We start from the raw sequence: 24,308 nt of genomic DNA, 5'->3' as shown, positions 1-24,308 counted from the left end.
GCAGCGCTGGTTTAAAAATTAGGGTTAAACGATTTATCAATACAAAATACTTTAGTAAAAAATACCGCTTTAAAAAGTCATCAGTTAAGTTTTAGGGTGACAGCTTTGGTTCTGTAGTAAACTGAGCACCACCGTTACTTTAGACGCATTGTCTAAGGTTAGCGCACTATTTATTAAAAAGGCAGTTAAAGCAAATGGATAAGAAAGCAAGTATTCAGTGGTTCCCAGGCCATATGAACAAAGCCCGTAATGAAGTTAAAGAAATCATGCCGCAAATGGATGTCATCATTGAGGTTCTTGATGCCCGTATTCCTTATAGCAGTGAAAACCCTATGGTGGCATCGTTACGTGGTGAAAAACCCGTTATCAAAATCTTGAATAAAGCCGATCTTGCTGATCCGGTAATGACCCAAGCATGGATGGATTACTTCGAGCAAGAAAACGGGGTCAAAGCTTTAGCCTTCGATGATAACAAAGCGGATCATGTGCATCGAATCGTTGAGTTGTGCAAAAAACTGATGCCTAATAAGGCTGAGTCAGGCCGACAAATCAAAGCCATGATTTTGGGTATTCCTAACGTTGGTAAATCAACTTTGATTAATACTTTAGCCGGTCGTGCTGTTGCCAGAACCGGTAACGAGCCAGCAGTCACGAAGTCGCAGCAGCTGATCAAGCTCGACGGTGGCATCATGCTTTATGATACCCCTGGTATGCTATGGCCAAAGGTTGAAAATGCTAACTCTGGCTATCGCTTAGCCGCTACTGGCGGTATCCGTGATACGGCGTTCGATTTTGATGACGTGGCTGGTTATACCGCAGAATTCTTACTAAAAGCTTATCCTGAGCTACTAAAAGTTCGCTATAAAATTGATGAGCTACCTAAGACCGATTGGCAGTTCTTTGAAATTGCTGGTCGCAATCGTGGCTGTATCCGTTCTGGTAATCAAGTAGATACGTACCGGATGTCAGAGATTTTAGTTAATGAATTACGTAGTGGTACGTTAGGTCGAATCAGTCTGGAAACCCCAGATATGCGTGAAGCCGAAGAAGCAGTGGTTGCCCAACAACGTATTACTAATGAAGAAAGAAAAGCGGCAAAGTTAGAGGAAAAGCTACTACGTAAAAAGCGCGCTCGCAAGAATCGTAAGTAGAGTTTATTTGTTATTGTTGCTATAAGCTTAAATACCATCTTGCCAAATCATAATCAATAGCGAAATACAGTGCTATAAAATCTAATGATTCCGTGGGTTAACCACCCACGGTACGCAAAAGTTAAAGTTAGAATAGAGTCGATGATGGCGGTGTTTAAAAGGGGCGTAGGGGGCGTTCTATGTACTAATGACAATAGTATGATTAATAATCGTTAAGCATACTATATTCTACGAAACCCTTACTCAGCATTATTTAATTGTATAAACAAACTTTATTATTAGTATAGGCCGCTATGAATTCCTCGACTCCATCTGCTAAAACCATTCAAATCTATCTACCAAAAGGCAATCCACGCGGTTTGCGAATAGCAGAGATGACTACTAGAACCGTCCGTCTAATCGAGATTCCACGAATCCATATTAATGATTTTTTTGCGATGCCAGAAGCTAACCAAGTGGGCTTGTACTTTTTAATAAGTGATACTGATAGTGTAGAAAAACCTCAGCTGTATATTGGACAAACTGGTGATTTAAAAGCACGACTCAATCAGCATCATAAAAAAGAATTCTGGACACGTGCTTTTGTAATGCTATCTACTACCAACACTATGACTCAAACTCATGCTCTTTACATGGAGCATAAGGCTATAGCAACTGCTATCGAGGTTGGGCGTTATGAAATTAAAAATGGTAACAATGGAAACCGCCCTCATACTCCTGATCCGTTAAAAGCTGATTGCGAAGAGTTGTTTTATACTCTAGATGTTTTACTATCAACTTTAGGGCAACCAATTTTTGAAACTTTGAGTATCAATGAAAATATTCTTTATGCTGATGAGCTGAAACCTACTATTGATAACAGAGTTATTGAAAATATTGAAATATCTTCTCCCAAGACTGCACAGCCATTATTATATTACAAAGTTAAAGATGCTGATGCTCAGGGCTATTATAACGATGATGGCTTTGTAATATTAGCAGGATCTTCAATACGACAAGCCCAAACACCATCATTACCTTTAATCATTACTAAACTAAAAGAAAGGTTATTAAACGACGGAAAGCTGATAGCCATTAATGATAAAAGTTATAAGCTGATTGAAAATCAACTTTTTAAAACCCCAAGTGCTGCAGGACAGATGGTGTCTGGACGCTCTTCTAACGGTTGGTCAGAATGGAAAAATTCTGCTGGACAAACTTTAAGTGAAATTTATCGCTAAGCTTTGCCCTTTATAGCTATTTATGGCTAAGCCTACCGCTTACTCAAAACTCTGACAAGTTATGGTTATGGCATAGCAAGCTGCGTCTAGCCAACGGAGTTATCAATAGTTTAAGGTGACGAATTATAGGCTTTGCTCCACGCACCAATAATTTACCTAGGTAGCCTACCCTCTTCGATATCGTTAAGTCATTATTTCTATAGTATTATTTTATAACTTTTAAACAAAGCTAAGTCCTAGAATATCTTGATATAGGGTATAATTAGCTACCTTAAAACTCTAATTAAAGCCCCCTATGACCCAGCCTACCGCTAATATAAATACTGCATCAGCAGACGCTACTGTTACTCACAACACTACTTCCTACGACTCCTTCGCCCCCCGTTTATTAACATGGTTTGCCACAAGTGGCCGTCATGACCTACCGTGGCAGCAACATCAAACCGATACGCCCAATCCCTATATCGTTTGGCTATCAGAAGTCATGCTACAGCAGACCCAAGTCACCACTGTGTTGCCTTACTTCGCCCGTTTTATGACTTCCTTCCCAACCGTGCAAGATTTAGCAGCAGCCGAATGGGATGTGATAGCCGAACACTGGGCAGGCATGGGCTACTATGCGCGAGCGCGTAACTTGCATAAAGGCGCAAAGCAGCTAGTTCAGGTTATTGATGAAACTGGCGACTTTCCGCAGACGTTAGAAGGTTGGGAAGCGATATCAGGGGTTGGACCTTCAACCGCTGGGGCGATTGTAGCCATGGGCTTGCATGGTTATGGAGTAATCTGTGATGGTAATGTCAAACGAGTTTTGACTCGTTGGGCGGCCATCGATGGTGATATTATGAGGTCTGCTACCACTAAAGAGTTATGGGCATTGGCGCAGCGCTTAACACCGACACAGAACTCTGGATTATTTGCCCAAGCAATGATGGATATGGGCGCAACTTTATGTATTCGCCGTAAGCCTACTTGTTCCTTATGTCCGATAGCGGATGACTGTTTGGCGCATGCGCAAGGGCGCGAAACTGATTATCCAGTAAAAGCTAAAAAACAGCCGAAACCCAGCAAGTATAGTAATGCGTTAATGATCAAAAATGCAGACAGTGAGCTATTATGGCTACAGCGCCCAGATAATGGTATTTGGGGCGGCTTATGGAGCTTACCGTTGGAATTTATAGGAAAGATTAGCGGCAGGGCTACTGATAAAGCAGTAGCGGTGAATACAGTCACAGATAACCAGTCGTTGAAAGTTGCCAGTAATGAGCAAGCCTACGAATCAGAATTCACTACCGCTGAGCAAATCATTAACGAGTGGTTGAGCCAGCAGCCGTTGACAGCCAAGCCAATAATCAGAGCTACAACTAATGATTTGTTTGACGATGCACTAGTTGCTCCTATCAAGCACTCATTAACCCATTTTCATTGGTATCTAACCCCGCAGCAACTAACTTTAAATGACCAACAAGCGCAACAGCTAACCGAACTACTGCAAGCGGCTGATATTACTCTAAACTGGCTAAATAGCGCTGAGGCGCAAGCAACGCTTGGGTTGCCACGAGCGATGGTTAAGATACTCGAAGAAGGCTAATACATTATTATAAACTCTTAAAATAATGGTAATTGGATAAACCGAAAAAAAAGCGACTCATAAGTTATCATGAGTCGCTTTTTTATTTAGATCATATTGTATTACATTCTAATAAACTGCCTGCTTTTAATAGGATCTTGCAAGTCTATAGCCAATTAAGACTTCGGCACCCGTAAACGCATCAGCCCTTCTTGTTGTACTGTGGCTACTAGCTTGCCATCTTGCCAAAACTGACCGTGATTTAGTCCCATAGCATTAGAAGTAGTATCGCTCCACATGTCATACAGCAGCCAATTATTGAGGTCAAAATTACGATGAAAATGCATCGAATGATCGATACTGGCCGCTTGTAAGCCGCTAGTCATGAAGCTAACACCGTGCGACATCAAACCTGTACCAACCAAATAGAAGTCTGATGAGAACGCCAATAACGCTTGCTGAATAGCAACTGGTTGCGCCCCCAAATCTTGGATACGTAACCAATTAGCTTGCTTAGGTTTCATCGGTTCTGGATGGATAGGATCACGTGGTTTGACTGGCTTTATCTCTATATGTCGACGACGCATAAAACGTGACTTGAGCGCATCAGGTACTTTACCGACATAATCCTCTTTGAGCTCTTGCTCAGCACGCAAATCCTCTGGTGGTGGATAAACAGGCATATTTTCTTGATACTCTAGGCCTTCCTCCATCGAAGAAAAAGAAGCAATCATTGAAAAGATGACTTGCTCAACAGGCGCTTTGCCACGAGCTTGTTTGTATTGAATAGCAGTGACTTGACGTGCTGATAGACTACGGCCATCACGCAAACGCCGTACTTGATAAATCACTGGCTGATCAATATCGCCCCCACGCAAAAAATAACCGTGTAGCGAATGACAAGGTTTGTCCTCATCAAGCGTATGAGCAGCGGCCATTATCGCTTGAGCTAGTACTTGTCCACCAAAGATACGAGCACCAACATAGTCATGGCTTTTACCTTCAAATACATCAGGGCTGACTTCAATGAGGGCGACTGTAGCTAGCAGCTCAGCGATCAGTTGCGTATTATTAGACATTGAGTTTCCTTATGTTGGATGACCATTATTGCTCAATAACATAGCAATAGGGTTTACAGTAACTTAGCATGATCTTCATTTAGCTTGAGTATTAATAAGTACTAATAAGCAGTAAAAATACTGAATAATAGCATTCGTTTGCAGTAAAACTCAGCTTTTTATAGCCAAGAAGAGATACTATCACGGTATCTCTTCTTGGCTATAAACATTCAAATCACAGTATAGTACTGTACAGTCTAAGGTTTTACCGATACTAGTACTCGGATTGAATCCGGCACTAAAGATAAAGTCGCTAATGCTTGCTCCCCTTGTAACTGTAGCTGCTCTAAGCGCTCAATTTCCGCAGGTCGCACGTTTGGATTGATTGTCTGTAGATGCTTGAGACGCTTGACCTCACGTGACCATTGCTGGCTAAAGCGCATACTTGCTTGCGTACCAATTTCAGCCAGTTGGGCTTTAGCAATAGCTTCAGCTTCATAATAACGCTGTTCGATCACATCACCACGTGCTTTGATAACTTGTCGCGCGCGGTTTTTGTCCAAACGCTCAATATGCGGCATAATCATTTCGCTACTGATACGCGCTGTCAGATCGCTACCTTGCTCACTGATAAATACTCGAATACTTTGTGAAGAAAGAGTAGCTGGTAAATTCAATATTTTTGGTGCAATAGCTTCGACACGGAAGTTGACCTCTAACATCACCATCCCTTGTGGCATAGCGGCACTTTTGAGCATCCCAACCGTAGTATTACCAAAGGTGCTAGTATTAGCCAGCTCATAAATAGCACGCATTAGTGGATGTTCATGAGTGATAAACTCGATCTCTTCACGTGCCAATGCCAGCTCACGCTCAAAGGTCAGAGTCATACCATCTTCTTCACCGAGCGGTAGCCCTTCAATATATTCGCTAATCTCAGTGCTATCGACCGGCGAGATTACCCACGAGCCATCACGTTGAACGCTATAATCAATATTAGCTGAGGCTAAGAAACGTTCAACGAATTTTGGTAATAGGTTATTACCATCGAAGTCGCGCATAGCATCAGCGATACGTCCAGCCACTCTTGGGCGACAAGAGTTATACTCTAATAGGCGGTCACGACCAGACTGCAATTGTGACTCTAATCCTAGACGTGTTTGCTTAGCATCGGCAATCAAATCTTGTAGAATAAGACGATTATCAGCGTTATCAACCCCTTCTAGCAAAGGTTTCAAGGTTTGAATATATAGCTCTTGCACGCTTTGCGCAGTGGGTGATATTTGATTAAATATATTCAGAGCACTATCATACCAATGGTACAGACGCTCTTGCGCGGTACCTTGGATATAAGGCACATGTAAAGTTATTTTTTGGGTCTGGCCGATACGATCTAAGCGACCTATGCGCTGCTCTAAGATATCTGGATTAGCCGGTAAATCCCATAAAATAAGCTGACTAGCAAACTGAAAGTTACGCCCTTCAGAACCAATCTCCGAGCACAGTAATATCTGTGCCCCTTCACTGTCGGCAAAGTACGCAGAAGCCTGATCACGCTCAAGCAGAGTCATCTGCTCAGTAAAAATAGCCGTTTTAATACCAGCATGTAAGCGCAACACAGCCTCAAGGCTTTCGACTGTTGCACCACTACGAGCAATAAGTAGCACCTTCTGGTGTTTTAGTTCGCCTTTTAAAATATTGATTAGCCAAGGTACACGAGGTTCGTCTTCTAACCAGCCACCATCAGGTTGGTTCTCTTCGCCCCATAGCTGCTCACGTAGCTTGCCTGTAGTCTGATAGCTATTGATCCAAGTGTCCGGCAATGGCAACGGATGCGCTGTACTGCTACGACCATAAAAGCCTTTAACGCTCTCACGAGTATTACGGAACAATACTCGACCAGTGCCATGACGATCAAGCAGCTCATTTAGCGCATAGGTGCGAAGCTTATCGTCTTCATTGATAGTGCTTAACTCGTCTTCAGTCACGCTAAGCAAATTAGTTAAAGCCGCAATTTGACTGGCAGTCAGTGGCTTGTCTTCTATTAAAGTTGCCGCAACAGCCGCCGTCTGAGCAAAGGCTTCTTGACCATCGATAAACTCATCCAAATCATCAAAGCGATCGGCATCGAGCAAGCGCAGACGAGCAAAATGACTTTGCACACCAAGCTGTTCAGGAGTTGCGGTTAGCAATAGTACCCCAGCAGTCTCTTCAGCGAAATCAGCTACTAAGTCATACTTTTCGTTGCCACCTTCCGCTTCATTCCAATGCAGATGATGCGCTTCATCGACTACTAATAGATCGAAGCCAGCTTCCATCGCTTGGTCATATAAATCAGGGTGATCGAGTAATAAATCCATCCCAGCAATGATACATTGCTCAGTAGCAAAGACGTTTTGCTCAGGGTCATGCTCTCTGATTGCGGCAGTACGCACTAGATCAAACAAAGCAAAATTTAGATTGAAGCGACGACGTAACTCAATCATCCACTGGTACTGCAAGCTATCAGGCACTAAGATTAATACCCGCTCAGCCTTGCCAGTGAGTAGCTGCTGATGGATAATCAGCCCAGCTTCAATAGTCTTGCCAAGGCCTACCTCATCGGCAAGCAATACGCGTGGCGCAATACGCTTACCGACTTCGTGAGCGATATAGAGCTGATGCTCGATAATATCAACACGGGCACCCATCAATCCTTTTAGAGGATGTCCAGCCAGCGCCGACTGCATACGCAGAATATCTTGGCGAAGCTCATACCAATCACTGCGTTCAATACGACCCGCTAATAGGCGTTCAAGCGGTTTAGCTAGCGTAATATTAGCAGCGAGGCGGGTTTCCATTATGCCTTTACTAACCGTCCTTCCATCAGGGTTATTAACACTGTATTTCAGCACCCCCATCACTTCATCAACGCCAGTGACTATATAGTTGTGACCTTGTTGATCACTGATACTATCACCGACCTTGAACACCACTCGTGATAAAGGCGCGGACATCTTGGCATAGACGCGCATCTCTTCACTTTGGGGGAATAAAATGTGCACACAACGGTCATCTAAATCGATAACTACACCTAAGCCCAATTCGGACTCAGTATCGGATAAATAACGTTGACCAACGGCAAATTCGGAGCTGTGTAAAGAGGCGGCAGAGATAGTCATAGGGCAGGGTCTTTTTGTACTCAGTTAAGAAAAGGATAAGCAGGAGTAATAATTTCGTTATTTGGTCAGTATTAAAGCTGAGCTATTATATAACGTTAGCGGTTAGATGAGTGCGTTAATCTAACTTTTCAAGAGCCTAGCAGCTAGGAATATAGTAGCTATAGTAGTCAGCGGTTCTAGTTGTAGCTTAGTCATGCTACATTGATAGCCAAATCTGCAATAATAAACCTGAGTTAGCGTCATTAAAAGTTAGGTTGACCGCTATAGCAATCCGTTATGAACCATAAATTCCCAGTAGTAAAAACCAGCTATTAGCCAAAATTACTTATTAACAAAAATTATCTTTTAAGGAGTTTCCATGCAAGCAGTATTTTTAGATAGAGGCACATTTTCTGAAGGCATTGACTTGCCAGCGCCACAAGGCATTACTGACTACATCACTTATGATGACACTCCTCAAGAGGACGCGGTGATTATCAAGCGTTGCAAAAATGCTGATATTATCTTCACTAACAAGGTTAAGATTAACGCCGAAGTTATCGCCCAGTTGCCTAAGCTTAAACTGATCCAGTTGACTGCTACCGGTATGAATAACGTTGACCAACAGGCTTGTACAGCTCATAACATTACGCTAAATAATGTCGCAGGTTACGCGGTAAAGAGTGTGCCTGAGCATACCTTTATGCTGATGCTAAATGCGCTGCGTGCTGGTATTTATTATCATCAAAAAGTCGTCGATGGCAGTTGGCAGGCTAATGGTAATTGGTGTCTATTAGATATCCCACTGATAGATTTAGAGGACAAAACTCTAGGCATTATTGGGGTAGGCACTATTGGTAAACGTGTCACTGACATTGCCAAAGCTTTTGGTATGACCGTATTGTGGGCCGAGCATCAAGGACGTAGCCCGCGTAATAGCAATTATACTGCCTTTGATGAAGTGTTGGCTTGCTCGGATGTGATTAGTTTGCATTGCCCACTAGACGAGCGTACTCACCATCTTATCAACGAAACTACTTTGGCAAAAATGAGCAAACAGCCGCTAATAGTCAACGTTGCACGCGGCGGTATTGTTGACAGTCAGGCGCTTGCTGATGCTATTAATAATGAGCAAATCATGGGCTATGCCAGCGATGTTTTTGAAAATGAGCCGATGCTTGATGACGATCCATTGTTAACTATTACTGAGCATCCACGAGTCATTTTTAGTCCGCATAATGCTTGGGGTAGCGAAAGCGCTCAGATTACCTTATGGCAGATTCTTAGCAAGCAAGTAGTCGGTTTTATTGACAACTATACCTAAGCTTTTCTTGGACTAAGATTGAGCTGATGTTTTTTGCTACCAGATTAAAACAGAGTTGTTTATCGCCATCTACTGCTATAAATAACTCTGGCGTTCTACCATCTACGCCATAGCCATCATAAATAACTATCTCAGTAAGCTGTTAACTTAGGCTAGCTTATAAAGTGCAGCGCTCCTGCTATTGGTTATAAGTGCAGCGCTAACGGCTAAAGCTTAACCATTTGTCTTTTATTTGACGGCGCTTTAGCATAATGCGATCGCTTAAGTAATTGCTAGTGACTTTCCACGGATAGCGATCGCCTTGTTTGGGTAGCTCATCTTTAGCTCGACGTATATAGCCAGCTGACAGTGAGCCCATAATAGTATCTTCCTGCACTTGCGCTTTTTCCCCTTCAATCTGGGCTTGTGGTACTACCGTATGGTAGCCATGCTTATGCATATAGCTCAACAACCTAATTAGATAGTGACAGGCTAAATCAACTTTTAGCGTCCAAGAGGCATTGGTATAGCCAAATATGACTGCCATATTGGGGATATCTTCAACTAGTACTGCTTTATAAGTCATACGCGAGCCTACATCAACTGACACACCATCGACATATACTTTTGCGCCACCTAACATCTGCAGTTTTAGCCCAGTTGCGGTAACGATAATATCCGCATCCAAATGCTTACCTGAGTTGAGGGCAATGCCTAATGCAGTGAAATGGCTAATTTGATCAGTCACCACCTCAGCACGTGTCCCTTTTAAGGCTAAAAACAAATCACTATCAGGCACTGCACACAAACGCTCTTCCCACGGATTATAATCGGGCAAAAAGTGCTCAATGTTAACCTCACTACCCTTAAGCTCTTGCTTCGCCCAGCGTGTTAGCAACGCTTTCATAACACTTGGAGCATGCATGGCGATTTGATAGACGCCTTGTTGCCTTAGTACGTTACGTGCTCGTAGCAAAGTATAAGCTTGCTGCTTAGATAACGGTGAGTACTTAGCAGACAACCAATCAAGCGCATAATCATCGCCTGCCACACTAGCGACATAAGTTGGTGAGCGTTGTAACATAGTCACATACCGGGCGCACTGTTCACCGTCTTCAGCAACTAGTGCTGGCAACAAAGTCATTGCCGTTGCCCCACTACCGATAATGACTACTTTTTTATCATCATAATTTAAGTCTTGCCAGTGCTGCGGATGCACAATTTGACCTTGGAAGTCTTCTTCTTTATCGAAGTGAGGACGATAGCCAGCTTGGTAGTCGTAATAGCCCGTTGCGCCGACTACAAAGTTGGCAGTTAACGTAAACACCTCACCACTAGCATGATTTTTTACCATTGCCGTCCACTGCTGCGCCGTACTTGACCATGACAGTTGCTGAACTTCGTGACGATAGCGAATGTGGTCGATGACCTTAAACTCACGCGCAGTATCAGTAATGTAGCTCTTGATATCGCCACCACTTGCTAGCATCCTATGATCTAGCCAAGGTCGAAAGCTGTAGCCAAAGGTTAGCGCATCAGAATCAGAGCGAATACCAGGATAGTTAAATAAGTCCCAAGTACCGCCTAAGTCTTGACGCTTTTCTAATACGACAAATCGCTGCGTTGATGACTGTCCTTGGCGCTTATGGTTGGATTTACGCTTTTGCTTCATCTTGGATTTAGTAGTAAAAAAACTTGCGCTGTTTTGCTGTTGTAAATAACAGCCCATACCTATGCCAGCAATGCCAGCGCCGATAATCAACACCTCATAATCAGCCCCTGTAGCTGCTTGCGCTTTGCTAGACTTTAAACGACGTTTAATAACATTTTTAGCGGCTTGTTTGGCAGAACTGACACTCATCATAATAATATCCTTTAATAATTTTTGATTGCTTGGCTAATTTTTGACTGCCTTGCTACCTTTTACTGACCTGATTGGTCTTTGCTTGTTTTACTTCAATAATAACTATTAACAATTGATATTAGTAATAAGCATTAACCATTATACTAGGGTAATAAAGGCTGAGTTTAGGATGAATATTTGACTCTATAGTTCACAGCTGTACACCATTATTCTCTACCATAAATCTTAGATTATCGACTATTAGCAGTGAATAGCAAAAAATCCTACTAGCTTAAAAATCATAATACCTTAGTAAATATAGAGCATTAAAAATCTATATCTTTCACTAGGTCGATGCCTTAAAAAGCTAATCTAATAAAAACACTAGTTAAAAAGGACAAGGACTTTCCCAATCCATCCAAGCCCCTAATACTGGATGCTTGAGACGCAATTGATGAGCATGTAAATTTAGCCGTGGAGTAATAGTTAAGGCTTCATTCTCAGCATAGATAGGATCACCGATGATTACATGACCGCAGTGCACCATGTGTACTCGCAGCTGATGACTACGACCAGTGACTGGCTTTAAGGCTACTCGAGTTACCGTTTGACCAGTGCACTCTTCATGAGTGAGTATTTGGTAATGGGTCAAAGCATTTTTATGCCAGTCATGATCAACGATATGGCGCGGCTTAGTTGCAGGTTCATAACGCACTGGTACTGATATTTTGCCAGTTGCCCCCACCGTTTCCCAAGCACCAAATACTCGTGCTTCATAAATCTTTTGCGGCAAGCGCTCAATAAACTGTTTACTAATATGGGTTTGAGCAGCAGCATTTTTACCGAATATTAGGAGACCTGAAGTGTCCATATCTAAGCGATGTATCAGTTTTACTTGTGGATTAACACGCTCTAGTCGTGATAGCAGACTAACTTTGAGGGTCTTACCATCGACACTGAGTAAGCTGGCGGGTTTATCTACTACCCAAATATCTTCATCTTCATAAACTGTGACTTGTTGCGCAAAGTCTTCAAAGAAACTGGCTTGGTATTGGGTCTCTTGGATATTTAGAGCAGTGATGGTATTACTATCGTAAGGCATAAAATGACCACTTATTTTTTGGTTATTGACTACTTTTTTTCTGGATTAAAAGTTATTTGATTAAGGGTTTATCACTAAAATTCTATAAGGTATGGGATGAGTTAATTAGCTATTTATAGTAACTAGGGTTGTGTTTCGATTTATTGTACTAATATTAGTTGTTGAGTAATTCAACCAGCCATGCGCTAGTAAGTGCTGATAAACATGTTAATATAATGACATATTGTTATTCATTCATAATATTTCTTTAGCAATCGACCAATATTTGATGATTGCTATTAATAACATTTATAGCATAACTGGTAGCAATTTTGATTGGCTGCTATAGTAATATACAGTCGATGTACTAAAGAGACCATAAAACAAGAGAGAAAATAATGTCAGACCTTATCGTTAATACTACTGATGACAACTTTGACCAAGATGTATTACAAGCCGATGTGCCAGTTTTAGTGGATTTTTGGGCCACTTGGTGTGGACCTTGTAAAGCTATTGCTCCTATCTTAGAAGACTTAGCTGCTGAATACCAAGGTAAAGTTAAAATCGTTAAAGTGGACGTAGATAGTAACCCACAAGCAGCAAGTCGTTTCGGTATTCGTAATATTCCCACCTTATTTGTCTTTAAAAACGGTGAAAAAGTTGATTCAGTAATGGGCCTACAGCCTAAAAGTGAATTGGCTAAAGTACTAGACAAGCACTTATAAGATATTGCTAGCTAATATAGAATAATTTATCACTGATCAATCGGTGATTGAATAGAGTTCTGAAAAGCCATTATCTTCTCCAGATAATGGCTTTTCGCTAACGTTCATCGCAAACTATTCAATTATACGACTTTTTTAGTAAAAATAATTGACAAGCCTATCGTGAAAACCGTATAGTCTTGTGACAAGAAAAATATAGCATTTTCATAAGCGTCTTGTCGCTGTTCTCCCTGTGTTTATCACTATAAAACACATTTATCGCTACTGAATACCATAACTGAATAAAATGACTAAATACGATTATTAGCAGTAAATGCTTATCGTATTCCTTTATGTAGCCTTTTCTATCGCCCTTATTTTTCACTTAGTACTGTTAATGTACAGCAGGTGATAATTTGACGTATAGGAATTGGATCTGTATAAAGATCAACTTTGCGCACACATCCTATTACTATACTAACGTTGTTCTAAATCAATGTCGTGGGTTGTGCTGCTAATGGCAGTTCCCACCCGACAAATTGCTAATGACTTATCTATGAATTTAACTGAATTAAAGAAAAAATCAATCGCTGAGCTATTGACCATCGCCAAAGAAATGGGCCTTGATAATATGGCTCGTAGCCGTAAGCAAGACATCATCTTTGCTATTCTAAAAACCCATGCCCGTAACGGCGAAGCCATTTACGGCGACGGGGTATTAGAAGTACTACCAGATGGTTTTGGCTTTTTGCGTTCTTCTGAAGGCTCATATTTGGCAGGTCCTGATGACATTTATGTCAGTCCTAGTCAGATTCGACGTTTCAGCCTCAAGACTGGTGACAGTATTGCCGGTACTATCCGTCCGCCAAAAGACTCTGAGCGTTATTTTGCCTTATTGAAGGTGGGAGAAATCAACTTTGATACTCCTGATCGCTCACGCCATAAGCTTATTTTTGAGAACTTGACTCCTTTGTTCCCAACTCAGCAGCTCAAGCTTGAATCAGGTAATGGTACTACCGAAGACTTAACTGGTCGTATCATTGACCTGATTGCTCCTATTGGTAAAGGTCAACGCTCAATTATCGTAGCACCACCTAAGGCTGGTAAAACGGTACTGCTGCAAACCATCGCTCAAGCGATCACTCGTAACAACCCTGAATGCTATTTGATTGTATTATTGATTGATGAGCGTCCAGAAGAAGTGACAGAGATGGTACGTACAGTACGCGGTGAAGTCGTCGCCTCAACTTTCGATGAACCGCCACAACGCCATGTACAAGTGGCTGATATGGTTATCGAAAAAGCCAAGCGCTTAGTAGAGCATAAACAAGATGTGGTTATCTTGCTTGACTCTATCACTCGTCTTGCTCGTGCTTATAACACCGTTATTCCTTCATCGGGTAAAGTATTGACTGGTGGTCTTGATTCAAACGCTTTAGAACGGCCAAAACGCTTCTTCGGTGCTGCTCGTAACATTGAAGAAGGGGGTAGCTTGACTATTATCGCCACCGCTTTGATTGACACCGGTAGTAAAATGGACAGCGTGATCTTTGAAGAATTCAAAGGTACCGGTAACCAAGAAATCACTCTAGAACGTGATTTGGCAGAAAAACGCGTTTTCCCAGCTATTAATATTAAAAAGTCTGGTACGCGCCGTGAAGAACGCCTGCTTGATGAAGACAAACTGCGTAAAGTTTGGATTTTACGCAAATTGTTACAGCCGATGGATGGTGTACAAGCTACTGAATTCTTATTGGACCGTCTCAAAGAAGCCAAAACTAATGATGAGTTCTTTGAGCAGATGAAACGTAAATCGCAAAACTAAGATCTGTTAGCTAGAGTTAGTATTACTAAGGCTAATAGTATTACTGGTATCTTGAAGTCATTAAAAAAAGATCGCTTATAGCGGTCTTTTTTTGGCTTACGCTTTAGTGATAATCAGTTAGCGTATTATCATGATGAATACAAGAAAACTAAGTCAAAGCACTACTCACGACATACAAGCGCAACATCGCTTACATTGAATGCGCAAAGCTTAGCGTTTCTACTACGACCCCAACACTAGTAACAAGGTATTATTAGTATTGATACTAATACACTCAATCAAATATTGTTAATAAGTGCTTTGCTAGTTATCCTAGCTAGTAATTATCTAAGAATAGCGCTCAAATGGCTATTTTGATTAATTACTAAAAGTACTTATTATCATTTTGCTTCATTTAACAGGTGATGATATGAAATTTGCTAAAACTATCGCGATGACCGCTATTACTAGTACCGCTTTAATTATGACTGGTTGTAACTCTACTGGTGGTTATAACAGTGGCGTAAGTAACACTACCAAAGCAGCTACTGCTGGTGCAGTTGCAGGCGCACTTATTAAAAGTAAAGGCGATAGTAAAGATATCGCTCGTGGTGCTCTAGCGGGTGCTGCTGTCGGTGGTGCAGGTGGTTATATCTATGACAAAACTAAAAACTAATCGATAGTTTTTGGTTAAACTGATGTTAAAAGCCCACAATCTAAGTTGTGGGCTTTTTTTGGCTTAAATAACTGACCATTAAACTAAAAAATCATACCTTTAGTCCTAAGCTATTTACTGATTATACGGCGCTACTTGAAGACTATAACCCACCGCTAAAAGTATCACAGCTTTGGATATTACCGCTTTCTAAACCACGAGTAAACCATTGCACACGTTGCTGACTAGTACCATGAGTAAAGTTATCGGGAACCACTGCTCCGCCACTAGCCCGCGCTAGTCTATCATCACCGATTTGTCCGGCGGCATTGATAGCTTCATCGACATCGCCTGCTTCTAAGAACTGCACACGCTGTTGATTACGATTGGCCCATACACCGGCGAAGCAATCTGCTTGTAGCTCTTGTAATACTGATAGTTTATTCGCTTGGGCACGAGTCACTTGACGACTGGCTTCGCTGACTTGTTGAGAGATACCCAGTAGGGTCTGTACATGATGACCTACTTCGTGCGAAATGACATAAGCCTGCGCAAAGTCACCCGCTTTACCACGGTTTTCTTCGTCGCCTGACTGTTGCTGATCGCCACTGATACCAAAGTTTTGACGCATTTCTACAAAAAACGAAGTGTCTAGATACACCGTCTGATCACCAGGACAATAAAAAGGTCCCGTCGCTGAAGTGGCATTACCACAAGCTGAATTGATCTGGCCATTGAATAGCACCAATGAGGGCTCTTTATAAGTCTGACCCCCTTCTTTAAATACTTGACCCCATACCTCTTCAGTATCTGCCAGCACTACTTTTACAAACTGGGTATCCCGATCATCGCTAGTAGCTGGTTCAGTTGAGGTATTACTGCCACCACCAGCCACTACTTGACCAGTTTGTAATGCTGTCATTGGATTGACTCCAAACACTAACCATAAAATACCAGCAATAATGATGCCGCCAATACCGCCGCCCATTATCTTACCGCCGCCACTACTAGTACGGACGTTAGAGCTACCCCTTCTACCTTGCCATTTCATAATATTCTCCAATTCACATCAATATATATCAAGCGCTGTCGACACTTAACCCTCTAAGAAAATACACACTCATAGGAGTAAAATATCAATATCTACTGATAGCAACTCTATTTAATTTACTGTTTAGCTAAAGAGTCTATGACCGTTCTTTAAGCTACTAACTATTTTTACTTGCTTCAATTTAGCAAATTATACGTCCATTGCGCTATTAACTTGTATTAAACTTATATAAAAGTCGAGCTTGTAAATATTATTTACATTTTTATTGTTAATTAGTGGTATAAACTCTTTTCATTTACTTAAAAAAGATATAGAATGCGTGCAAGCTGAGTAGCTGTAACCAAGAGTAGTTGATCTCCAAAAATAAACTGGAAGTTCAACCTTTAGCTATGTCTACTGCTCATTTCATTTTCCGGAGAATATTGTATGAAACTTAAATTACTTGCTTTAGCTGGTATCATGGCCGCCTCTATGGGTTTAACTGCTTGTGATAGCAACAAAGAAAACGCTGCTGAAGACATTACTGATGCAAAAGAAGAAGTTGCTGATGCAACTGAAGAGCTAAACAAAGCTGACGAAGCTACTCCTGTAGCTGATGCTGCTGTAGCTGACGCTGCTGTAGCTGTTGACGCTGCTGCTGATGCAACTGCAACTAGCGAAGTTGATGCTGAAGTTCCAGTAGACGGTACTGCTACTACTGATATGGCTACTGATCCAGCTGTTGATGCTGCTGACGAAGTTGTTGTTGTTGAGCCAGCTCAATAATTATTATTATATAAATTATAATAATATTGTACAAAAAAAAGAGAGCTTAAGCTCTCTTTTTTTATGGCTAAGATTTAGTAGTTTTATCCTTACTCTCAAGTATTTTGAGTTCTAAATGTATTTCTATCTATAGGTTTACCGCTATACAAAATATCTGCTGCTATACAAAGCCTTATATGAAATATCTAGCACTATTGAAAACCGCCCTCAATATCTCTCCATAATGGCTGATTGCCCACTAGCCTCTTAGTGTTAAGCTAGCAGCTACTCCGATTAAACCTCACTAATTTCACGCATCAAATTGTTGGCGGATTCAGCATTTAGCAAGTATGGATTAAAACTGATAGTAGTAGAATACTTAAGATAAATAGCTGTATTCTCTTCAGTTGGAGAAGCATAGTTCATCGACCATTTAGCCCATACTCGGTGCTTTAATTCACGAGTCTCAATCAATTGTAGATCATGATGGCGCTGATCAGCGATTAAACTATAAAGCAATCGATTAATCTGTGCTCTTGGTCCTTCAATCGTTTGTAAAAAATAATCCTTATTAAAAATGAGCATGCCAGTGATGCCATTGGCGGCATTGTTGCGTTGGGCTTGTTGCAAAATCTCATTAAAATCATTAGCTGATACATCAGAGTTGGCACGACTGGCATAAGTCATGCTCACTAAAATATGAGCGTCAGTATTATTTTCGATCATCGGTTATCTCTTATATAAATAATATTTAATATAGAGGTGCTAACTACCCTACTAAGAACCAACTAACTCCTGACAAACCAAGACTTTTTCTTTTCTATTGCTTGTTTCTGTTGTTGTTCTTGTTGCTGTTGTTGTTTCGACAGAGCGTCAATCAACATCATAATTTGATTAGTACTCATTAAATAAGGATTGAACTCAGTACCTGCTGAAAATTTAAGCGAATGCTCTTTATTATCTGTACTAGGAATCAGATATTTCATCGACCATTTATCCCATCGACGTTGTTCAATCTCGCTACACTCAATAACTTGTAACGAAAAATGCCGCTCATCTTTGACCAATTTTCTTAACAGATCATTTATAACAGGTCTAGAGCCTTCAATACTTTGAAGAAAGTAATTATGATTAAAAATCAAAGCGCCAGTAATGCCATTATAACTATTATTCTGTTGCGCTTGCGCAAGAATACGAGACACTTCACCCTTTAGATTGTAGCTATTATAACGACTAATATAAGTTAAGCGCACCATGATATGCTCGCCATTCATCATTTTTGCATGACTACTTTCTGAATGTTCAGCTATTGCCATAACGGGCTCCGGTCAAGTAAGAACTGAAATAAGAGTTGATATAAGGACTGATATAAGAATACTAACTATCACTATAGTACGACCAGCGACAAAGACTCTAAGACTTATTTCTTCAGCGCTTGGATATACTTATCCATATTCCACGCCATATTGTTGCCACTAATAGCCTGCCGAATTCGTTGCACTAGAGCCAATAACTGCGAATCGTTTTCACATTGCTCTAGACTTAATAGATAACCCCAAGCATCCTGAGCGGGCACGTTTTTTTCTATATAAGTTGCCAGATCTGACTTTATGGTTTCATAGCTAACTTCAGGAGCTTTACTGTTAGCAAAAAGCCCTATAAAAGCAGGCTTATGGTTTGCAATATTATTGAACTCAGCCGCAAACTCAGCTTCATTATGCACTTGAGTTGCCACTGTGTCAGAAGCTATGACTGAAGATCGACTAGTCTGATAATGATCAACACTTGTCTGTTGATCATTAAGCACTGTATTTACTTCAGATGTGGTAGTAAAAAGAACGTCTGGCTGTGTAAATGTGGTAGATTGCGGTTGGTTAATAACCCTGCTGAGCGGTTGTGCAGCGTTAGCCTTACTCTGCGGGCTAAGCTCAATACATTGAAAATCCACAAGTAATTCAAATAGTGGTGTTATACCTCCAAATTCAGCAAACATATCATTATCATTAAGCGAGTCCAGATAATTTTGATAAGTCTTTTTACCATCGATAGTAATTAGTAGCGTTCTAGCCTCTCTTGGCAATACGCCCAAAGTTTGATTTCTGATTTCTTCTCGACCTAAATTGCTTTTTTGATACACATCATTACTATTCATTTTTTTAATCCAACGCAGATATTCAGACTAGTATTTTAGCAAAATCATGCTAACCGAATAATTTTGTGATCTAAGCAGTAAAGCCTTTTATCCCTAACTTTATAAGTAGTAGTGAAACCTTACTTATATTTCTTACTTATAGTAGAGAGTAACTGATTATCGAACTTTCTATATTATTGCATAGCCTATCTGAGGTTAATACCAATATATAATTCCATAGCCAGATAATAAACTCAATGAGCGGTTTGTCTACAACTAAAAGTTTCTCTATAGCCCTATCTCAATGGCGTCATAAAGTTTTGCGAGCAAGGTAGAACGCTATTTGTATTAGTCAGTTTTAATAGTATTAAATCTACCAAGTAGTAGTAATACTAAATAGTATTGAGAGTGGCAAAAATAAAGCGGCAAACTAAGAAACATTAATATGTCGCTTAGTTTGCCGCTTTATCTACAGTAGATTTGCTTGCTGTACTAATTTGCTTACTGTACTGAGTAGTTATGGTCTACTTAGCAGTTATAGCTAACATTTCTAACTATTATACATCGAATAAGCGCTCATCAACCTTTTGACGAAACTTTTGACCCGTCTTAAAAGTGACTACTCTACGAGCAGAGACTGCTACTGCTTCACCAGTCTTTGGATTGCGACCTGGACGACTATTTTTGTCTTTAAGCTCAAAATTACCAAAGCCTGAAAGTTTTACTTCTTTCCCTTCGATCAAACTCTCTGATAGCTCATCAAAGAAATTCTCTACTAAACAGCGCCCTTCTTGACGAGTTAAATCGAGGCGAGTCATTAGATGCTCGATCATATCAGACTTAGTTAAAGTGCTCACTATGGTGCTCCTTTGCTATATCGTGGCTAGTGTCTTTTGGTAATGTTATGGATAACTATGACAAATAATATTAGCTATTATAAATGATTTCTGCCGAAATTTTAATAGAGTCTGTAATAAAACCTTTTATTAATAACTAGTTAACACTGTTAACGACTAATTCAATCTCTCAAACCCTGTAAGGAACAGAGTTTGAGAAATTAGAAAGTAACGCTATTATTTACTATTAGCTATCACGTAGTTGGGCTTTATGCTGCTCTGTTAGAGCATTAACTACTTTATCAGTAGCGGTTTTAACCACTTCATCAGCTAAGGTTTGGCTATAATCCTGCCAAGTCAAAGCAAAAGCTAGAGAACGCTGGCCCGCTGGTACTTTGTCGCCTTGATAGACATCAAACAGCCATAAATCGGTCAATAATGGCCCAGCGGCATTACGGATAGTTGCTTGTAGCGTTTGTACACTGATATCGCTGTCAACAAGGATAGCAATATCGCGGCGCACTTGTGGAAATTTACTTGGAGTGGCTATCAGTTGTTGTTCGCGTGCGAGTGTCAATAATGGTGCTAAAGCCAACTGCGCAACCCAAGTAGCTGGTAGATCAAGCTGTTTTGCAGTGTTAGGATGTAGCTGTCCAAGCCAACCGATATAATGCTCATCTATATACAGTTTAGCGCTTTGTCCTGGATGCAGAAAGTCCAAATCACTACGCTCGTAACGGATACGTCCTGCCTCAAGCTGCGCAGGTAATAGTTGCTCGACATCGTGTTTAAGATCATAGAAGTCCAGCGCACGATTTTGATAAGCTTGTTCATCCCATAGATTACCGACAGCGATTAAGGCGATACTAGGGGTCTGTACTAAGGCACCCACGTTTTCACCAACGAAGCTTAAGCCGGTCTCAAAAAAACGAATACGCGCTTGTTGACGATTGAGGTTGTATTGGACACAAGGCAATAAGCTCGACAATAGCGTACGACGCATAACCGCTAGATCGTTAGATATAGGGTTAGCTAATGCTAGTACCTCACCTAGTGCTTCATCATTAATTAAGGCCTCTAACTTAGCATCACTAAAGCTAAAGCTAATGGCTTCCATATAGCCGATATCAACCAAAGCCAGTTTCATTTCGTGAGTCAAGTCCGCAGTGTCATCATAGTTCATACTGACTTGTAGATGCGGCAAAACGCTAGGAATATTATCATAGCCATAAATGCGCGCTATTTCTTCGATCAGATCTTCTCTAATAACCATATCAAAGCGATATGATGGCGGTGTACAGATAAGCACATCAGGCTGTTGCTCTATTACCAGCCCTAGCTGGGTCAAAATACGCACCATAGTATCTACTGCAATTTCGATACCGAGGACATCTTTTACTTTAGCAATAGGTAAAATGATAGCGCTACGAGCAGGTAGCTGATCTTGCTGCTCAACGGTAATGATTGGTCCTGCCTCACCATTAGTAATACTAGTGATCAAATCAACAGCACGCGCTAATGCTAATACTGGCAACTCAAAGTCTACTCCACGCTCAAAACGTTGTGAAGCATCAGTATGCAGACCGAAGCGGCGCGCACGAGCAGCGATAGCTAGCGGATTAAAAAAAGCACTCTCAAGAACGATATTAGTAGTAGCATCCGTGACACTACTGCGCTTGCCACCCATGATACCAGCCAGAGCTAAGATACCGTTGTCATCAGCAATAACCAACTCATCACCAGTTAAGCTTATAGTTTGCTCATTGAGCAAAGTAAGGCTCTCTTTAGGCTCAGCTAAACGTACTACTATACTGCCAACAATAGTGTCTGCATCAAAGGCATGTAGAGGCTGACCTAGCTCCATCAATACATAGTTAGTGACGTCAACTAAGAAATTGTGCGAGCGTAAACCGGACTGAACTAAAGCATCAGTCATCCATTTGGGTGTTTGAGCACTACGATCAATACTACTAATAGACTGGACTAAGTAGCGAGGACAAGCTGCAGGGGCAGTAATCGTCACTTCAGGGGTAGTTTGGCTATCACTAGCTAGCTCTGGCGGATTGACTACTGGGGTCTGCACTGTCAAGCCATTGATAACACCAATTTCACGAGCTATACCACGCACACTAAAGCAGTCACCGCGATTGGGGGTAATAGAGATGTCGAATATCTGATGATCTAACCCTAGATAATCGCGGATATCTGTACCGATAGGCGCATCTTCTGCGAGTTCCAGTAAACCGTCGACATCGTCGGTCAAGTCAATCTCAGAGGCGCCGCATAGCATACCGTTGGAAGCTACACCACGTAGTTCGCTGGCTTTGATATGAAAGCCAGGTTTATCTTTACCGCCATCGCCAGGAAGCACAGCACCGACCGTTGCCACAGGGACTTTCATACCGACACGGACATTAGGAGCACCGCAAACGATTTGTAAGGTTTCTTTAGCACCAATATTAACTTGCGTTACTCTTAGCTTATCGGCATCAGGATGGGGCTCGACACTGATGACTTCGCCAACCACTACGCCATTAAATGGACGTGCGACCGCATAACGATCATCGATCTCCAGTCCTGCCATAGTGAGTTGTTCGGCCAATTGCTCGCTAGTATTAGTAGGGTTTACCCATTGACGTAACCACTGTTCGCTAATTTTCATAGATATCTCAGATCAAAATTTCAAAATAAAAAAACGGCGTATTGATACGGCTTGTATTCCCCTAACGCATAGTTGCTAGGGTCGTTAGCCTACTCTACAAAGCCACTGTTTAGCCGAATTGCTTTAAGAAGCGTACGTCATTTTGGAAGAACAAGCGTAAATCATCAATGCCATAGTACAGCATTGCAAAACGCTCAATACCCATTCCAAAAGCAAAGCCAGTATACTTTTCAGCATCAATGCCACAGTTGGTCAGTACTTGCGGATGTACCATACCGCAGCCCATAACTTCAAGCCACTTGCCATTATCATCTAAGATGTCGACCTCAGCTGATGGCTCAGTAAAAGGGAAAAAAGAAGGACGAAAACGTACGGTTAACTCTTTGGCAAAAAACGCCTGTAAAAACTCACTAATCAAGCCTTTTAGCTCTGCAAAAGAGCTGGACTGAGTGACCATTAACCCTTCTAACTGATGGAACATTGGCGAATGAGTTTGGTCTGAATCATTACGGTAAACACGTCCTGGGCAGATAATACGGATAGGTGGTGCGCCCTTCTCCATAGTACGGATCTGTACTGGACTAGTATGAGTACGCAATAAATAGTGCGCATCAAAGTAGAAAGTATCGTGCATAGCACGTGCAGGGTGATGCGAGGGAATATTCAGCGCCTCAAAGTTGTAATAGTCACTCTCAACTTCTGGGCCTGTCGCGACATTAAAACCAGCTTGTATAAAGAACTGCTGCATGCGCTGGGTAATCATAGTCACGGGGTGCAAGTGACCTCTTTCACTACCGCGCGCAGGTAAAGTAATGTCAATACTTTCACTAGCAAGCTTGGCATTTAGAGCGGCGATTTCTAGCTGTTGCTGTTGCACAGTCAATGCTTCTTGGATACGACTACGTACTAGATGCAGCCATCCGCCATAAGTCTTTTTGTCATCACTACTTAGCTTACCCATTTGCTTTGACCAGCCGGTTAACTGGCTCTTTTTACCAGTAAGCTGAACTCGTAATTCTTGCAGCACGGGTACACTAGTAGCTTGGGCAATAAAGATTTCGGCAGCACTGGCAAGCTCATTCAGTTGACTTTCATTGAGCTCATTTAGCTCTGAAGATAGAATCGGTAATTCCGACAAATCGGTAGTAGCAGCAGGGGTAGTCATAAGACGCATTATTCCTGAGTTGAACAAAATTTTGAGGGGTTGACTAAATAGTCACTAATCGGTGTAGCAGGCTTTATGCTGCTTAGCATTTATAGTAACAAACTTAACATCTATATGAACCATTAATAGCTTAGCAATATAACCTACCTGAGCAGCAAACGCATAAAAAAAGCTACCGACTAGCGGTAGCTTT

19 protein-coding genes are annotated in these 24,308 nt (G+C 41.4%); 8 read left to right on the top strand and 11 right to left on the bottom strand.

The window, feature by feature from the left end; translation table 11 throughout:
• The first annotated feature begins 194 nt into the window (after positions 1-194).
• The 3 genes from ylqF (at position 195) to mutY (ending at position 3,959) form a co-directional block, all read left to right on the top strand.
• On the top strand, positions 195-1,151 hold the full coding sequence (gene ylqF / locus KPY62_RS09660; protein ID WP_216581802.1) for a ribosome biogenesis GTPase YlqF: 957 nt from the start codon (positions 195-197) through the stop codon (positions 1,149-1,151).
• Between the two features lie 293 nt (positions 1,152-1,444).
• Positions 1,445-2,371 (top strand): GIY-YIG nuclease family protein, encoded by a 927-nt coding sequence (locus KPY62_RS09655; RefSeq protein WP_216581801.1) that lies wholly within the window; start codon positions 1,445-1,447, stop codon positions 2,369-2,371.
• A 295-nt stretch (positions 2,372-2,666) separates the two neighbouring features.
• Positions 2,667-3,959 carry an A/G-specific adenine glycosylase gene (gene mutY, locus KPY62_RS09650; protein WP_216581800.1) on the top strand — a complete coding sequence of 431 codons (1,293 nt, stop codon included), beginning with the start codon at positions 2,667-2,669 and terminating at the stop codon, positions 3,957-3,959.
• Positions 3,960-4,114: 155 nt separating this feature from the next.
• Here mutY and KPY62_RS09645 read toward each other — a convergent pair whose 3' ends face one another.
• Both KPY62_RS09645 and rapA read right to left on the bottom strand, forming a co-directional pair.
• Entirely contained in the window at positions 4,115-5,017 is a 903-nt protein-coding gene (locus tag KPY62_RS09645; protein ID WP_201622947.1) for an acyl-CoA thioesterase, read from the bottom strand.
• A gap of 236 nt (positions 5,018-5,253) precedes the next feature.
• Positions 5,254-8,157, bottom strand: coding sequence for an RNA polymerase-associated protein RapA (rapA, locus tag KPY62_RS09640; RefSeq protein ID WP_216581799.1), 2,904 nt, complete (start codon positions 8,155-8,157; stop codon positions 5,254-5,256).
• A 358-nt stretch (positions 8,158-8,515) separates the two neighbouring features.
• Between rapA and KPY62_RS09635 the strand changes: the two genes are divergently transcribed.
• Positions 8,516-9,460: a D-2-hydroxyacid dehydrogenase gene (locus tag KPY62_RS09635; RefSeq protein ID WP_216581798.1), complete on the top strand. Its 945-nt coding sequence runs from the start codon at positions 8,516-8,518 to the stop codon at positions 9,458-9,460.
• A gap of 199 nt (positions 9,461-9,659) precedes the next feature.
• On the opposite strand, the gene KPY62_RS09630 is transcribed toward KPY62_RS09635, so the two are convergent.
• Entirely contained in the window at positions 9,660-11,303 is a 1,644-nt protein-coding gene (locus KPY62_RS09630) for a flavin-containing monooxygenase (protein ID WP_216581797.1), read from the bottom strand.
• Between the two features lie 367 nt (positions 11,304-11,670).
• On the bottom strand, positions 11,671-12,384 hold the full coding sequence (locus KPY62_RS09625) for an RluA family pseudouridine synthase (protein WP_216581796.1): 714 nt from the start codon (positions 12,382-12,384) through the stop codon (positions 11,671-11,673).
• A gap of 377 nt (positions 12,385-12,761) precedes the next feature.
• On the opposite strand from KPY62_RS09625, the gene trxA reads away from it, so the two are divergent.
• The 3 genes from trxA to KPY62_RS09610 all read left to right on the top strand — a co-directional run bounded on the left by trxA (position 12,762) and on the right by KPY62_RS09610 (position 15,547).
• Positions 12,762-13,088, top strand: coding sequence for a thioredoxin (gene trxA, locus KPY62_RS09620; RefSeq protein ID WP_201622942.1), 327 nt, complete (start codon positions 12,762-12,764; stop codon positions 13,086-13,088).
• A gap of 535 nt (positions 13,089-13,623) precedes the next feature.
• On the top strand, positions 13,624-14,892 hold the full coding sequence (rho, locus tag KPY62_RS09615) for a transcription termination factor Rho (protein ID WP_216583288.1): 1,269 nt from the start codon (positions 13,624-13,626) through the stop codon (positions 14,890-14,892).
• 409 nt (positions 14,893-15,301) lie between these two features.
• Complete coding sequence (locus KPY62_RS09610; RefSeq protein ID WP_201622940.1) at positions 15,302-15,547, top strand: glycine zipper 2TM domain-containing protein; 246 nt, start codon at positions 15,302-15,304, stop codon at positions 15,545-15,547.
• A gap of 142 nt (positions 15,548-15,689) precedes the next feature.
• On the opposite strand, the gene KPY62_RS09605 is transcribed toward KPY62_RS09610, so the two are convergent.
• Entirely contained in the window at positions 15,690-16,577 is an 888-nt protein-coding gene (locus tag KPY62_RS09605; RefSeq protein WP_216581795.1) for a neutral zinc metallopeptidase, read from the bottom strand.
• Positions 16,578-17,003: 426 nt separating this feature from the next.
• Between KPY62_RS09605 and KPY62_RS09600 the strand changes: the two genes are divergently transcribed.
• Positions 17,004-17,342 (top strand): hypothetical protein, encoded by a 339-nt coding sequence (locus KPY62_RS09600; RefSeq protein WP_216581794.1) that lies wholly within the window; start codon positions 17,004-17,006, stop codon positions 17,340-17,342.
• Positions 17,343-17,615: 273 nt separating this feature from the next.
• Here KPY62_RS09600 and KPY62_RS09595 read toward each other — a convergent pair whose 3' ends face one another.
• The 6 genes from KPY62_RS09595 to pheS form a co-directional block, all read right to left on the bottom strand.
• Positions 17,616-18,047, bottom strand: coding sequence for a BLUF domain-containing protein (locus KPY62_RS09595; RefSeq protein WP_216581793.1), 432 nt, complete (start codon positions 18,045-18,047; stop codon positions 17,616-17,618).
• Positions 18,048-18,109: 62 nt separating this feature from the next.
• Positions 18,110-18,637 carry a BLUF domain-containing protein gene (locus KPY62_RS09590; RefSeq protein ID WP_216581792.1) on the bottom strand — a complete coding sequence of 176 codons (528 nt, stop codon included), beginning with the start codon at positions 18,635-18,637 and terminating at the stop codon, positions 18,110-18,112.
• 104 nt (positions 18,638-18,741) lie between these two features.
• The gene (locus tag KPY62_RS09585) at positions 18,742-19,473 is read right to left on the bottom strand and encodes a hypothetical protein (RefSeq protein WP_216581791.1); all 732 of its coding nucleotides are present in this window, start codon (positions 19,471-19,473) and stop codon (positions 18,742-18,744) included.
• A 536-nt stretch (positions 19,474-20,009) separates the two neighbouring features.
• Positions 20,010-20,309 (bottom strand): integration host factor subunit alpha, encoded by a 300-nt coding sequence (locus KPY62_RS09580; protein ID WP_201622934.1) that lies wholly within the window; start codon positions 20,307-20,309, stop codon positions 20,010-20,012.
• Between the two features lie 226 nt (positions 20,310-20,535).
• Positions 20,536-22,950, bottom strand: coding sequence for a phenylalanine--tRNA ligase subunit beta (pheT, locus tag KPY62_RS09575; protein ID WP_216581790.1), 2,415 nt, complete (start codon positions 22,948-22,950; stop codon positions 20,536-20,538).
• Between the two features lie 109 nt (positions 22,951-23,059).
• Complete coding sequence (gene pheS, locus KPY62_RS09570; RefSeq protein ID WP_216581789.1) at positions 23,060-24,115, bottom strand: phenylalanine--tRNA ligase subunit alpha; 1,056 nt, start codon at positions 24,113-24,115, stop codon at positions 23,060-23,062.
• Positions 24,116-24,308 lie beyond the last annotated feature (193 nt).

The organism is Psychrobacter sp. TAE2020, assembly GCF_018919485.1.
Classification (GTDB): Bacteria; Pseudomonadota; Gammaproteobacteria; order Pseudomonadales; family Moraxellaceae; genus Psychrobacter.
The sequence above is the reverse complement of the archived record's forward strand: the minus strand, read 5'-3'. Positions and strand labels throughout refer to the sequence as shown.